This is a genomic window from Pseudomonas sp. GL_117 (genome assembly GCF_057835125.1).
Map to the genome: position 1 here is coordinate 1,683,245 of NZ_CM174418.1, position 12,549 is coordinate 1,695,793.

Annotated in this window: 12 protein-coding genes and 1 tRNA gene; 3 read left to right on the forward strand and 10 right to left on the reverse strand. The window is 61.3% G+C overall.

The window, feature by feature from the left end; all coding sequences use genetic code 11:
- Nucleotides 1-144 precede the first annotated feature (144 nt).
- The gene (locus AC3ISR_RS07550; protein WP_192299235.1) at nucleotides 145-1,338 is read left to right on the forward strand and encodes an MFS transporter; all 1,194 of its coding nucleotides are present in this window, start codon (nucleotides 145-147) and stop codon (nucleotides 1,336-1,338) included.
- A 301-nt stretch (nucleotides 1,339-1,639) separates the two neighbouring features.
- On the opposite strand, the gene AC3ISR_RS07555 is transcribed toward AC3ISR_RS07550, so the two are convergent.
- The 5 genes from AC3ISR_RS07555 to AC3ISR_RS07575 all read right to left on the reverse strand — a co-directional run bounded on the left by AC3ISR_RS07555 (nucleotide 1,640) and on the right by AC3ISR_RS07575 (nucleotide 5,674).
- Nucleotides 1,640-1,713: transfer RNA gene (locus AC3ISR_RS07555), tRNA-Gly, on the reverse strand.
- A gap of 156 nt (nucleotides 1,714-1,869) precedes the next feature.
- Nucleotides 1,870-2,754, reverse strand: a complete 885-nt coding sequence (locus AC3ISR_RS07560) for an alpha/beta fold hydrolase (RefSeq protein WP_463984412.1) — start codon at nucleotides 2,752-2,754, stop codon at nucleotides 1,870-1,872.
- A 307-nt stretch (nucleotides 2,755-3,061) separates the two neighbouring features.
- Nucleotides 3,062-3,754, reverse strand: a complete 693-nt coding sequence (locus AC3ISR_RS07565; protein ID WP_192299181.1) for a 16S rRNA pseudouridine(516) synthase — start codon at nucleotides 3,752-3,754, stop codon at nucleotides 3,062-3,064.
- The gene (locus AC3ISR_RS07570) at nucleotides 3,754-3,966 is read right to left on the reverse strand and encodes a cysteine-rich CWC family protein (RefSeq protein ID WP_192299180.1); all 213 of its coding nucleotides are present in this window, start codon (nucleotides 3,964-3,966) and stop codon (nucleotides 3,754-3,756) included. The genes AC3ISR_RS07565 and AC3ISR_RS07570 overlap by 1 nt, the downstream gene beginning before the upstream one ends.
- An 85-nt stretch (nucleotides 3,967-4,051) precedes the next feature.
- Nucleotides 4,052-5,674 carry a methyl-accepting chemotaxis protein gene (locus tag AC3ISR_RS07575; RefSeq protein WP_463984413.1) on the reverse strand — a complete coding sequence of 541 codons (1,623 nt, stop codon included), beginning with the start codon at nucleotides 5,672-5,674 and terminating at the stop codon, nucleotides 4,052-4,054.
- A 319-nt stretch (nucleotides 5,675-5,993) separates the two neighbouring features.
- On the opposite strand from AC3ISR_RS07575, the gene AC3ISR_RS07580 reads away from it, so the two are divergent.
- Nucleotides 5,994-6,362, forward strand: coding sequence for a hypothetical protein (locus AC3ISR_RS07580; protein ID WP_226455265.1), 369 nt, complete (start codon nucleotides 5,994-5,996; stop codon nucleotides 6,360-6,362).
- A gap of 54 nt (nucleotides 6,363-6,416) precedes the next feature.
- Here the strand turns inward: AC3ISR_RS07580 and AC3ISR_RS07585 are convergent, their stop codons facing one another.
- The gene (locus AC3ISR_RS07585; protein ID WP_192299177.1) at nucleotides 6,417-7,529 is read right to left on the reverse strand and encodes an enoyl-CoA hydratase/isomerase family protein; all 1,113 of its coding nucleotides are present in this window, start codon (nucleotides 7,527-7,529) and stop codon (nucleotides 6,417-6,419) included.
- Nucleotides 7,530-7,665: 136 nt separating this feature from the next.
- On the opposite strand from AC3ISR_RS07585, the gene ung reads away from it, so the two are divergent.
- Nucleotides 7,666-8,358: a uracil-DNA glycosylase gene (gene ung, locus AC3ISR_RS07590; protein ID WP_192299176.1), complete on the forward strand. Its 693-nt coding sequence runs from the start codon at nucleotides 7,666-7,668 to the stop codon at nucleotides 8,356-8,358.
- 16 nt (nucleotides 8,359-8,374) lie between these two features.
- On the opposite strand, the gene AC3ISR_RS07595 is transcribed toward ung, so the two are convergent.
- The 4 genes from AC3ISR_RS07595 to AC3ISR_RS07610 all read right to left on the reverse strand — a co-directional run bounded on the left by AC3ISR_RS07595 (nucleotide 8,375) and on the right by AC3ISR_RS07610 (nucleotide 12,426).
- The gene (locus tag AC3ISR_RS07595; RefSeq protein WP_463984414.1) at nucleotides 8,375-9,304 is read right to left on the reverse strand and encodes a YncE family protein; all 930 of its coding nucleotides are present in this window, start codon (nucleotides 9,302-9,304) and stop codon (nucleotides 8,375-8,377) included.
- A gap of 126 nt (nucleotides 9,305-9,430) precedes the next feature.
- A complete protein-coding gene (locus AC3ISR_RS07600; protein ID WP_463984415.1) occupies nucleotides 9,431-10,459 on the reverse strand; it encodes an AbrB family transcriptional regulator in 1,029 nt (342 codons plus the stop codon).
- Nucleotides 10,452-11,966, reverse strand: coding sequence for a tripartite tricarboxylate transporter permease (locus AC3ISR_RS07605; protein ID WP_192299173.1), 1,515 nt, complete (start codon nucleotides 11,964-11,966; stop codon nucleotides 10,452-10,454). Before AC3ISR_RS07605 ends, AC3ISR_RS07600 begins: the two co-directional genes overlap by 8 nt.
- 1 nt (nucleotide 11,967) lies before the next feature.
- Nucleotides 11,968-12,426: a tripartite tricarboxylate transporter TctB family protein gene (locus AC3ISR_RS07610; protein ID WP_192299172.1), complete on the reverse strand. Its 459-nt coding sequence runs from the start codon at nucleotides 12,424-12,426 to the stop codon at nucleotides 11,968-11,970.
- Nucleotides 12,427-12,549 lie beyond the last annotated feature (123 nt).

Consider the following 12,549-nt stretch of genomic DNA (forward strand, 5'->3'; position numbering starts at 1 on the left):
GTATTGATCGGTGTGAATTCGGTATTGGTTCAAGACCTGCCGGGCATTCTATAAAGACCTCACAACATAAAACGAGAGGTTTCATGACGTCGCGCCTGTCTTGACCGGCTGCAAGCGCCTTGAGCCTGAGCAGATTCCTACGCCATGACCGACACCGTCGTTATACCCGCTTCCCAATGCTCTGCCCGCCGTCGTTCGTTGATCGCCGGGTGCAGCGCCCATGCCGTACACGATGGCTTGACCGACGTTATCTATGTGCTGCTACCCATCTGGCAGGCGCAGTTCGCCATGTCCTACGCGCAGATCGGGCTTCTGCGCGGCGCCTATTCCGGGATGATGGCTGTGTTCCAACTGCTGGCGAGCCGCGCCGCCAAACGCTGGGGGCGCACACCGTTGCTGGTGGGGGGGACTGCGCTTGCCGGTATCGCTTACTTGATGGTTGGGCAAGCCACCGGGCTGGTCCTGTTGCTGCTGGCCTTGCTATTGGGCGGCCTGGGCGCGAGTACGCAGCACCCGCTGGCGTCGTCGATGATCAGCGATGCCTATGAGGAGGGGGGTGGGATCAAGCAGGCGCTGTCTCAGTACAATTTCTCTGGGGACATCGGCAAAACCCTGATCCCCGGCTTGGTTGGCCTGCTGCTCACCGTCATCAGCTGGCGCGCCAGTGCCACCTTGTTGGGGCTACTGGGTTTGGCGGCGGCGGGGCTATTGTGGTGGCTGATTCCTACGCCGTCGCGAGCACCTGCCACCACGAAAACGGCCAGACCCTCCAGTGGAATCGGCTCCGCCAGCGGCTTGCGCGCACTGATCTGCACCGGCACCCTCGATAGCGCCGTGCGCATGGGCTTTCTCACGTTCCTGCCGTTCCTGCTGCAAGCCAAAGGCGCAGGTACGGCGGGTGTCGGCCTGGCCCTGAGCCTGCTGTTTGTCGGCGGCGCGTTCGGCAAATTGCTTTGCGGTTATCTCGGAGCGCGCATCGGCATGATGAAGACCGTGTGGCTGACGGAAACCACCACCGCGCTGCTGATCATGGCGGCGGTGTACCTGCCGCTGAACGGTTTGATGCTGACGTTGCCGCTGCTCGGCCTGGTGCTCAACGGCACCTCGTCGGTGCTGTACGGCGCCGTGCCGGACCTGGCCGGAGCAGGCAAGCGGGAGCAGGCGTTTGCGCTGTTCTACACCGGCACGATCGGCGGCGGGGCCCTGGCCCCCGTGGTGTTGGGTGGCGTTGGGGATGCGCTGGGCGTGCCGGTGGCGGCGATGGTGTTGGCGGCAGTGTTGTTGCTGACGTTGCCGTTGGCGTGGTGGGTGGAGAGAGGGATGGTAGACGAGCGGTGATGTGATTGTTCATCTTGCGACGTTGCCTACACCCCCATCGGAACGGCGCGGGTTGTACTCGCTGTGTGAGCTATTTATGGTTTTCCAACGCCTGCATCGCCAGCCTCGGCGTTCGACGGCAGCTGTGCGCGGTACCACTCGAGTGCGCCGGTATCCCGAAAGCTACCCGGTGCATTTATCCGCGCGCAGTTGCCACCCTTATCGAATCACCTTATTTCAGGCATAAAAAAACCGGCCACCAGGGCCGGTTTTTTCATGCATCCCCCGTCAAAACCATCCTGACGTTGGACCAACAATTGAGTGGAGCGGGTAGAGGGAATCGAACCCTCGTCGGAAGCTTGGGAAGCTACTGTTCTACCATTAAACTATACCCGCTCAGAGCGGCTGACTTTGTACCAGATGTTCATCAGGATTTGAAGTTTTTCTTTGGAAAATGTGCAGGTTGCGTGCGTCGGATAAACCGATGGACGGAGCCTGTGCAGGAGCAAGTCTGCGTTCAATCACTGACTTTCTCCTGCACAGGATCGCATTTCAGATTGCAAATGCATGCTGTGTCTGGCCTTGGTGGTACCGCAATCGGCTGGCTGGCCGCTCTGATTTCAAGAAGCCGACGACCGCGTCCCGGCTGTCCCGGCACGCTGCCTTGTGCTCCATATCCAGGAAGTGCCCGGTGGCCTGGATGGTGTTGAAGCTGCTGTTGGCCACATGTTGGCCGAACAGCTTGGCATCCTCGGCGCTGGTGTATTCGTCCCATTCGCCGTTCAAGAACAGCACCGGAATGTCGATCTGCTTGGCTGCCTTGAGGTAGCACAGTCGATCACTGTTGAGCACTTGGCTGATGTGGAAGTGCATCTGCCCGTATTCATGCTCGGCCAGGCTGCTCACGTGCTTGTAGTTGAAGCGCTTGAACAACGACGGCAGGTGTTTGCCGATGGTGTTGTTGACGAGGTGGCCGACGCGGTCGCGGTCGAGGTTGCCGAGGTAGTCAACGCCACGTTCAAGGTAGTCGCGCATGGGCGCGTTGATCACGGGTGAGAACGAGCTGATCACTGCCTTCTCCACACGGCGCGGGCGGTGGGCAAGGGCGACCAGGGTAGCGGCGCCGCCCCAGGAGAATGACAGCACGTGTTCGGCGGCGAAGTGGTCGATGAGTTCCAGGAGGATCTGGCCTTCGACGTCCTTTGTCAGCATTTGCTCATGACGGTTATGGATTTTGGAACGGCCAGCATAGGGCTGATCGTACAAAACCACATTGAATTGCGGGTGCAGGCTTTTGACGGTTTGAGCGAAGGATGCCGTGGTGGCCATGGAGCCATTGACCATGATGATGGTCTTTGCAGCAGCGTCCGCGCGATAGAACTCCGTGTAAACCCGATACTGACCCTGTATATCCAACACAGCGATTTCTGGCCTCATGTCGTAAGACTCCTGGCAAGCGGGTAGGGCGCGCAGGTAACTCTGCACGAGCTTTGTGACAGGTAGGCATACGCCTGGAAAATGAGCGCCCATGTCGATCCGCTGACGGCTGGCCGACGGGTGTTGTTATGGCGGGCAGTTTTGCCTGGAAGGCCCGTAGATCAAGCGCGGGCGGGGGCAGGGTGTTTCTTGGAAGTTATAGGCGACTCGCCAGTCATAATTTGGCTGGTGATTTGGATTCAAGCAGCAGACCTGCCACCTCGCAAGGTTATAAAACGGTTTTTTGCCATCACCGGCCGAACGGTCGTCAGACCTGTCGGATTTCGTCGTCGGTCAGCGCCCGGTACTCGCCCGGCGCCAGGGCGGCATCCAGCACCAAGGGGCCCATCCGCTCGCGATGCAGGCCGATGACCTTGTTATCGAAATGCCCGAACATACGCTTCACCTGGTGATAGCGCCCTTCAATGATGCTCAGCCGCGCCGTTCTCGGCCCCAGCAACTCAAGTGCGGCCGGTTGGGTGGTGAGGTCTTCGAACGCAAAGTACAGGCCTGCGGCAAACGTCGGCGCGTATTGCGGGCCGATGTCCTGTTCGGTCTCGACAAGGTAGACCTTGGGCAGCTTGGTCTGCGGCTGTGTCAGGCGCCGTGACCACTGGCCGTCGTTGGTGATCAGCATCAGGCCGGTGGTGTTGAAGTCCAGGCGCCCGGCGATATGCAACTCGTCCTTGTCCGGTTCATCGAGCCAATCGAGCACGGTCGGGTGTTGCGGGTCTGTTGTAGCGCTCACGCACCCCTGCGGCTTGTGCAGCATGAAATACCGCGCCGGTTTGCCCGCCTGCAGAACCTCATCATCAACACATACACGACTGAATTCGCGCACTTCATGGTGCGGATCGCTGACTGCAACGCCGTCGACGGTCACACGCCGTTCAACCAGCAGCAGACGCACTTGCTTGCGATTGAAACGTGGCAGGTTGCTGAGGAAACGATCGACGCGCATTACGGCTGCTCAAGTCCGCGTAGCTGCGCATCCACCTGGGCACAGTGCGGACACAGGCAGGCTTTGTTGCGCAGATCATCGGGCAGCGCTTCGAGCACCGCCGGGTCGATGGTGACGCTGTAGCACCAGCAGGCCTGGTCGACGGTGCGAGGGTCGGCCAGGGCGCAGTCGTTGCGGGCGCCGCAGGCGGGGCAGAGGGTTGGCGTGGTCATCGGTCGGTTCAGGCTGAAAGGGTGCAAGGTCCCGGTGAGTCCCGGTGTGCCTTGCACGATACAGCGCTGCCCCGACGCAGGCTACTTACAGCTGGAACTTGCTGACCAGTACGTTGAACGATGTGGCCAGGCGCGACAGGTCCTGGCTGGAGGCGTTGGTCTGGTGGGCGCCAGCGGCGGTCTGGGTGGACAGGTCCTGGATGTTGAGCAGGTTGCGGTCGACTTCACGGGCAACCTGGGCCTGCTCCTCGGAGGCGGAGGCGATCACCAGGTTGCGCTCATTGATCAGCGCCACGCTGTCGGTGATGCGCTGCAGCGCTTCGCCGGCATTTTGCGCCAGGGTCTGGGTGTTGTTGGCCCAGGTCAGGCTTTTGTTCATCGCGGCCACCGCGTCGTCGGCGCCCACCTGCACTTCCCCAATCATTTTTTCGATGTCGACCGTGGAGGTTTGGGTGCGATGAGCCAACGCACGCACTTCATCGGCCACCACCGCAAAACCACGGCCTTGCTCGCCTGCGCGGGCCGCTTCGATGGCCGCATTGAGCGCCAGCAGGTTGGTCTGGTCGGCGATGCCGCGGATCACGTCGATCACCTTGCCGATTTCCCGCACCTGGCCGGCGAGGTCTGCGACCGACTGCGTCGAATCGTTGATCTCGACCACCATCGCGCTCATGCCGGACACCGCCTGCGCCACCTGCTGGCGGCCGTCTTCGGCTTCGTCGGTGGCCTTGCGCGAGGCTTGCGAGGTGGACACGGCGTTGCTCGCCACTTCGTCCACGGCGGCGGTCATCTGGTTCACGGCGGTGGCGGCTTGCTGGATTTCGTCATTCTGGCGGGTCAGCCCACGGCTGCTTTCTTCGGTGACCGCGCTCAGTTCTTCGGCGGCGGAGGCCAACTGGTCGGAGGCATTGGCGATTTCCAGCAGGGTGCTTTTCAGGCCACCTTGCATGTCCGACAGCGCCATCAGCAGTTGCCCGGCTTCGTCGGTGCGTTCGGTGAGGATGGCGTGGGTCAGGTCGCCACGAGCAATGCGCTGCGCACTCTGCACCGCTTGTGCGATAGGGCGGGTGATCAGACGGGTGATCAGCACGCCAATGATGATCGCGATCAGGAAGGCCATCACGATGCCGCCGATCATCCAGGCCATGGCGCTGCTGCGCAGTTCGTCGGCGGCCACGGCGCCTTCCTTGATCTGGCGGTTATTCGACTCGATGATCACGCGAATCAGCTCGCGTGCCTGGCGGAACAGTTCGTTGTTGGTGCTGTTGAGCTGGGCCCGAGCCTGCTCGACCTGGCCGCCGTCGAGCATGGCCATGATGCGTTCGGAGTTGCTGATATAGGTGGGCCAGATCTGGTCAAGCTTGTCGCCCGCCGCCCGTTCGTCGGCTTCCAGCGGCGTCGCGCGGTAGGTGGCGTAGGCGGCCTGGCTGCGCTTGAGTTCGGTGGCGATGTCCTGGCGCACGCGGTCGCGGTCTTGCTGGGAGACGTCGCCGTTGCTGGCATCCATCAGCCGGTACAAACCGCGGTTGTGCGCGACCAGGCCATTGAGGGTGGCGGCGGTGGTGCTGACCGAAACCAGATTGTTGGAGAACGTCAGTTCCAGCGCGGTGGCGAGTCGGACCACGCCTTTGATGCCCAGCGTACCGACCCCAAGTGTGACCAGTGCACAGAGTAGAAATGAAAGTAGAAGCTTGGTTGAAATTTTCATGGCTCGAATCCGAGGGAGTTGGCGAAGTACGCACGCTAGAGCCTCCCTGGCCTGGTGCGATGTCATAGTGACATCATCGCAATCAACAAAGTTTCGGGCCAGATAAATTTACTGAATCGATACAGCCCCCATGATGGATAAACCTTATGCGTGAGTACGCTGCGCAGGGCGTGTATCGGCAACCTGTGTAGTTGTGTCTAGTTGTAACCAAAACGCACCAGATTCGGTTTTTGTTGTCAGATATTTCGTCATTCGGTGAAAGCTGAGTGCCGCCCCCCAGCGTCGCTGGAGGAGCTCCTTCGCGGTCCAGGAGGCCGCCATGTATCGACGACTGCTGCTCAGCGCTTTACTCGGTCTGACCCTTTCAGCCTGTGTGCCCTACTACGATGGAGGCCAGAGTTACTATCGATCCGAGGTCTATACGTCACCGGCGCCGGCGTATTACTACGGGGGTGGCACCGCTTACCAATACCGCCGTGATTACTACCCCGCACCGCGTTATTACGCGCCGCAACCGCGCTACTACCCGGCGCCGCGCTATTACCAGCCGGCCCCGCGTTACTACGGCCCGCGTGCCGGTTACCGGCCCTATCCGAACCAGGGCTGGGGTGATCGTGGCGATCATGGCGGGCATGATGGACGTGGTCGCGGTTCCGACCATGGCGGCGGCCGCGGCGGTCACCGCTGACAGGACTTGAAAGCAAGCGGCGCAGGAAGCGCCGCTTTTTTTTGCGCGAAATACTCAGTATTCGGACAAATCCGCCAGCGGGTGGCGACCTTCCCACACCTTGTGGAAGTGAGCCTGTACGACCGCGTCCGGCAGGCTGTTGATGTCCGGCCAATGCCAGTGCGGCGTCTGGTCCTTGTCGATCAAGCGCGCACGCACGCCTTCGCTGAACTCCGGGTGACGGCAGCAATTGAGGCTCAAGGTGTATTCCATCTGAAACACCTGGGCCAGGGACAGGTGACGGGCTCGGTGCAGTTGTTCCCACACCAGGTGCGCGGTGAGTGGGCAGCCTTCGCTCAAGGTCTTGCCGGCACGGCTGAACAGCGGGTCGTCGTGCTCGCGCAACTGGCTCAAGGCGCGCCAGGCTCCGCGTACATCACCCACGTCCAGCCAGGCGTCGATCTGCGTCCTGCGCGGCAGCCACTGCGCTTCGGGTTGCTGGCTGACGGCTTCCTGGGCCAGCGCCTTGAGCAGGCTGTTGAGTTGTATCGACGTTTGTTCCTGCCAGTTCAGTTGCAGCAGGCCTTCGATCAATTCGTCCTGCTGGTCGTCGCGCAGGAAGCGGTCGGCCAGGCCCAGGTCCAAGGCATCGCGACCGTTGATATGCGCGCCGGTCAGGCCGAGGAACAGGCCGAGCTTGCCCGGCATGCGCGACAAGAACCAACTGGCGCCCACATCCGGGTACAGGCCGATACTGATCTCCGGCATTGCCAGGCGGCTGCTTGGCGTAACGATGCGCACTGACGCACTTTGCAGCAGGCCCATGCCGCCACCCAGCACATAGCCGTGGCCCCAGCAGATCAGCGGTTTCGGGTACGTGTGCAGGTGATAGTCGAGGCGATACTCCGCCGCAAAAAACTGCGCGGCCAGCGCCGGCACCACGCCGGGTTGTTCGCGGCACTCCATCGCGAGGCTGCGCACTTCGCCACCGGCGCAAAATGCCTTGGGCCCATTGCCGCGCAGTAGCACGCACACGATATTCGGGTCTTTCGCCCAACTGTCCAGGCGTTCGCCCAGGGCCAGGATCATCGGTAGGGAGAGGGCGTTGAGGGATTTTTCGGCGTCCAGGCTGGCGATACCGATGCGGGCACCGTCGCTGCCGGTCAGCTCTTCGAAGTGCAGGTTCATCGTGACCTCATTCAGGAAGGTAGAGGATTAGTATGATCGCTTCGTAGGAAAGTGCCGGTGGTGTGTCAGATCAATTGACAAGCGGGGTCGGCTTTCCTAGGGTTCGCCTCATTCTTTTTTACAAGACCATTGCATCATGACCGAAGGCGACCGTATCAAACTCGAACCCACCTGGAAGCACGCCCTGCGCGATGAGTTCGAGCAACCGTATATGAGCCAGTTGCGCGAGTTCCTGCGCGAGGAACATGCGGCCGGCAAAGAGATCTACCCGCCAGGCCCGCTGATCTTCAACGCGCTCAACTCGACGCCGCTGGACAAGGTCAAGGTGGTGATCCTCGGCCAGGACCCGTACCACGGCCCCGGCCAGGCCCACGGCCTGTGCTTCTCGGTGCAACCGGGCATACCCACGCCGCCGTCGCTGCTCAATATCTACAAAGAGCTCAAGCGCGACCTGAACATCGACATCCCCAACCACGGTTGCCTGCAAAGCTGGGCGGATCAGGGCGTGCTGCTGCTCAACACCACCATGACCGTGGAGCGTGCCAACGCCAACGCGCATGCGGGCAAGGGCTGGCAGTTTTTTACTGATCGGATTATCGAAGTGGTCAGCGCGCATCAGCCGCACTTGGTGTTTTTACTGTGGGGCGCCCATGCCCAGGGCAAGCAGAAGTTGATTGATGCGACCAAGCACCTGGTGCTGACGTCAGTGCATCCGTCGCCGTTGTCGGCGTATCGCGGGTTTTTGGGTTGCGGGCATTTCAGCCGCACCAACAAGTTTCTTGAGCAGAATGGCGAAACGCCGATTGAGTGGCGGTTGCCGTCGCTTTAATGTCGGTCGCTGTGCCCTACAAGCGGACTTCTGCCACTGTTGAACTGCCGATATTGGCGACGTATGCCAATCGGCCGCTGGGCGCTACTACGATGCCGCGCGGCTTGTCGAAGCCAGGGATCGTGCCAGTCACGGTTTGGGTGCGGGTATTGATGATACTGACTCGGTTGCCATCGGTTTCGGTGAGGTAGGCTCGCTCCAGCATCGTGTGAAAAGCGATCTGGAAAGGGCCGAGCAACCCGCTGAGAGTCGAGCTTGCCTGAGCGGTGGTGGTGTCCCCGATATACACCTCGCCACGATCCCGGTAGGTGATGTACACGCGAGCGGCGAAGCGTGCATGCACAATGCTGGTGGGCTCTCCAGCAATCGTGCTGGTTTGGAACACGACCCGGTTGGTTCCCAGGTTGATGCTGGTCCAGTCATCGAGGATCGAGGCGACATGTGAGCGCGCGTTGCCGGGCGCCACACAAATGTCTCTGGGATGGCGCACGGCAGTCGCAGCGATTCGCTGATGGGTGCTGGTATCGATCGCCACCACTTGCGAAGCGCCTAGGTCAGCGACGTACAGGCGCGCACCGGTCGAATTCAATGCAATGCCCCGGACGGTGGTGAACCCCCTGATTTGATTGATGAGCGTGTTGGTCGAGGTGTCGATCACGTCGACAGGCGTATCGGTGGCTTGGCTGCCGTCGCAGGCATAGAGGCGTTGGGCAGTTGGGTGCATCGCGAGCCAGATGGGCGAGCCTGCCTCGGTGATCGTCGTGATGATGCTCAAGTTTGCGGTATCGATAACAATGATGCCTTGTGGAAGGGTGGAACTGGTGACGTAGAGGCGCGATCCATCACCATTCAACGCAAGGCGATTGGGCGCGCCTGGAACGGCGACCGTTTTGACGATGGCAGCCGGTTCGTCATCGGTTTTTTGATCCTTGAAAGACGGGCGCATGATCACAGTCCTCGATAGGCATGTGCACATCATTGATCATCGTGACGAGAGCGTTTGGCTAGCTGTCAGACTTGACAGTTCAGACGAATGGCAGTGGCCCTTGAGAGGCCACTGTTCGATGGCAGATCAGGTTTGGCGGTTCCAGTGACGAAACAGCGGCTCTGCCAAAAACAACACGAACAACAAGCGCATTACCTGCATCGCCGTCACCAACGGCACCGACAGTTGCAGGGTCTCGGCCGTGAGGCTCATCTCGGCAATGCCGCCGGGCATCATGCCCAGGGTCAGCGAGCGTAGATCCAGATGGGTCAACGCACTCAATCCCACCGCAGCCAACGTCGCCAAGGCCATGGTCAACGCCGTACCAACCAGGGTACGGCCCATGAACGACGGCGCCCGGCGAAAGAACTGACGATTGAAGTGGCAACCCAAACCGCTGCCGATCAACCACTGGCCGATCTGGCTGCCGCCATCGGGCAGGCCGATATGCAGATCCCATACGACGCTGGCGGTCGCACTCACCAGCAACGGCCCGAACAACCACGGGTTTGGCTGACGCAAACGCTGCCAACCCCAGGCCACCAATGCGCCAAGCGCAAACAACGCGAACAGCCACGGCCAACTCACCGGCGCCGGATGAAACTGTGGCGCGCCGCCTTCCAGCACATACTTGAAGATCGCCGGCACGCACAGCACCACCACCAGCACCCGCAGGCTTTGCCCCGCCGCGACCCGGCTGAGCACCGCACCATTGCGTGCGCCCAGGTTGACCATCTCCCCGGAACCGCCCGGCATGCTGGAGAAAAATGCGGTGGCGCGGTCTTCACCGCTGCGCCGCATCAACCAGACGCCGACCACGCTGGAAAGGCTGGTGATCAGCGCGCCGAAGAAGATCAGCCCGAAATGGCTCAGCACCTGCTCGATCACCAACGGCGTGAAGTGCAGGCCGATGCCAATCCCTACCACCCATTGGCCGCATTTGCGCCCGCCGGGAATCTCCGCCAACTGCCATGGCGTGAGGCAGCGCACCAGGATGATCGCCAGCAACGAGCCGACCATATACGGCAAGGGCCAGCCGACAAGGCTGGCCAGGTAACCGCCGGCCAGACCGACCAGCGGTGTTCCCCACCAATGTTTAAAGGTGACTTCAGACATCGGCCACGGCACGACGCTGCAGGGCACGTTTGCGATAGATCCGTACCAGCGGTAAAGCCAGCATCAGCGCGGTCAGCACCCACACACCAAAGGTGATCGGGCTCGACCAGAGGATGTCCAGCGCACCGTTGGAAATCGACAGCGCCCGGCGCAGGTTCTGCTCCATCAAGCCGCCGAGGATAAAGCCCAGCAGGACTGGCGACAGCGGGAAGTCGAGCTTGCGCAGGATGTAGCCGAAGATGCCGATGCCGACCATCAGGAACAGGTCGAAGGTGGTGGCGTGAACGGCGTACACACCGATCGCGGTGATGATCGCGATCACCGGTACCAGCGCCCAGTTCGGCACGGCGAGGATGCGCGTGAAGATGCGGATCATCGGGATGTTGAGGATCACCAGCATGATGTTGGCGATAAACAACGAGGCGATCAGGCCCCAGACGATGTCCGGTTGCTGTTGGAACAGCAGCGGGCCGGGCGTGATGTTGTACAGCGACAATGCGCCGATCATCACCGCCGTGGTGCCCGAACCGGGTACGCCGAGGGTCAGCATCGGCACCAGGGCACCGCAGGCGGATGCGCCGATCGCGGTTTCCGGGGCGGCGAGGCCGCGCATGTCGCCCTGGCCGAATTTGCCGCTGGCACCGGCCATGCGTTTCTCGGTCATGTAGGCAACCGCTGAGGCCAATGTTGCGCCAGCGCCAGGCAGCACGCCCATGATGAAGCCCAGCAGGCCACAACGGATATTCACCAAGAAGACAGCGGATGCTTCCTTCAGGTTGAACATCATCCGTCCGGTGGCTTTCACGGCTTCCTGGCCACGGTGGGTTTTTTCCAGCAGCAACAGAATCTCGCTGATGGAGAACAGACCCAGCACCAACACCACAAACTGGATGCCGTCGGTGAGGTGGATGTTGTCGCCGGTAAAGCGGTACACACCGCTGTTGGCGTCGATGCCCACCGCCGACAGGAACAGGCCGATCAGCGCTGCAACAAAGGTCTTCAACGGTTTGTCACCGGCCATACCGCCGAGGCAGACAATCGCGAACACCATCAGTACGAAATATTCCGCCGGACCGAAGGCAATCGCCCATTTGGCAAGCAACGGTGCAAACAGCACCATGCCGCAGGTGGCGATGAACGCGCCGATGAACGAACTCCACGCCGACAACGACAGCGCTACACCCGCCAGGCCTTTGCGGGCCATCGGGTAACCGTCGAGGGTGGTCATTACGGTGGAGGCTTCGCCCGGAATGTTCAGCAGGATCGAACTGATCCGGCCGCCGTATTCGCAGCCCAGGTACACGGCCGCCAGCAGGATCAACGCCGACTCCGGCGGCAAGCCCAGGGCGAATGCAATCGGGATCAGCAAGGCCACGCCGTTGATCGGACCCAGGCCCGGCAACAGGCCGACTACGGTGCCGATCAAGGTGCCGCACAGCGCGGTCACCAGGTTGTACGGGGACAGTGCAACGCCGAAGCCCTGGCCCAAATAGCTGAAAGTATCCATATCAGTTCTCCAGAACGTCGAGCAGGCCGAGGGGCAGCGGAACATCCATGGCTTTATCGAACAGCAGATAGAGGCCCACGGCCATCAGGCTGACGATCACCACGCTCGGCAACCAGCGGCCGCCATACAGGCGCGCCATGGGGATGCCGATCAGCATGCTGCTGAGGATGAAACCCAGAGGCTCGAAGGTGGCGGCGAACACGATGAGCAGCGCCACGCAGATGCCGATCTTGATCAGGGTCTCGCGATCCAGCGCCGGTTCTTCTTCCGTGTGTTTGGTCGGCTGTGGGCGGATGATCATGTAGATCAGGCCCAGGCTCATCAGCCCGAGCATCAGCAGCGGGTAGGCACGAGGCCCGACCGGCTCGTAGGAAAATGCGGCCTGGTACGGCCACGCCATCAGCGCAAGACCGGCACAGACCAGCAGCATCACGCTGGCGAAAATGCGTTGTAAAAGCATAGGAAACTCCTAGGCCGCTTTTGTGGGAGCGCAGTGGCTCGCGAAGAATGCAACGGCGCCGCGTGTATCCAGGCCGCACGCGTCATCGTTGACGTTTTTCGCGGGCAAGCGCGCTCCCACAGA

Excerpts from the sequence above, each read along its gene's own strand:
- ung (WP_192299176.1), top strand. The coding sequence starts at position 7,666 with ATGACCGAAGGCGACCGTATCAAACTCGAACCCACCTGGAAGCACGCC.
- AC3ISR_RS07600 (WP_463984415.1), bottom strand. The coding sequence starts at position 10,459 with ATGTCTGAAGTCACCTTTAAACATTGGTGGGGAACACCGCTGGTCGGT.
- AC3ISR_RS07610 (WP_192299172.1), bottom strand. The coding sequence starts at position 12,426 with ATGCTTTTACAACGCATTTTCGCCAGCGTGATGCTGCTGGTCTGTGCC.
- AC3ISR_RS07595 (WP_463984414.1), bottom strand. The coding sequence starts at position 9,304 with ATGCGCCCGTCTTTCAAGGATCAAAAAACCGATGACGAACCGGCTGCC.
- AC3ISR_RS07565 (WP_192299181.1), bottom strand. The coding sequence starts at position 3,754 with ATGCGCGTCGATCGTTTCCTCAGCAACCTGCCACGTTTCAATCGCAAG.
- AC3ISR_RS07605 (WP_192299173.1), bottom strand. The coding sequence starts at position 11,966 with ATGGATACTTTCAGCTATTTGGGCCAGGGCTTCGGCGTTGCACTGTCC.
- AC3ISR_RS07550 (WP_192299235.1), top strand. The coding sequence starts at position 145 with ATGACCGACACCGTCGTTATACCCGCTTCCCAATGCTCTGCCCGCCGT.
- AC3ISR_RS07585 (WP_192299177.1), bottom strand. The coding sequence starts at position 7,529 with ATGAACCTGCACTTCGAAGAGCTGACCGGCAGCGACGGTGCCCGCATC.
- AC3ISR_RS07570 (WP_192299180.1), bottom strand. The coding sequence starts at position 3,966 with ATGACCACGCCAACCCTCTGCCCCGCCTGCGGCGCCCGCAACGACTGC.
- AC3ISR_RS07580 (WP_226455265.1), top strand. The coding sequence starts at position 5,994 with ATGTATCGACGACTGCTGCTCAGCGCTTTACTCGGTCTGACCCTTTCA.
- AC3ISR_RS07575 (WP_463984413.1), bottom strand. The coding sequence starts at position 5,674 with ATGAAAATTTCAACCAAGCTTCTACTTTCATTTCTACTCTGTGCACTG.
- AC3ISR_RS07560 (WP_463984412.1), bottom strand. The coding sequence starts at position 2,754 with ATGAGGCCAGAAATCGCTGTGTTGGATATACAGGGTCAGTATCGGGTT.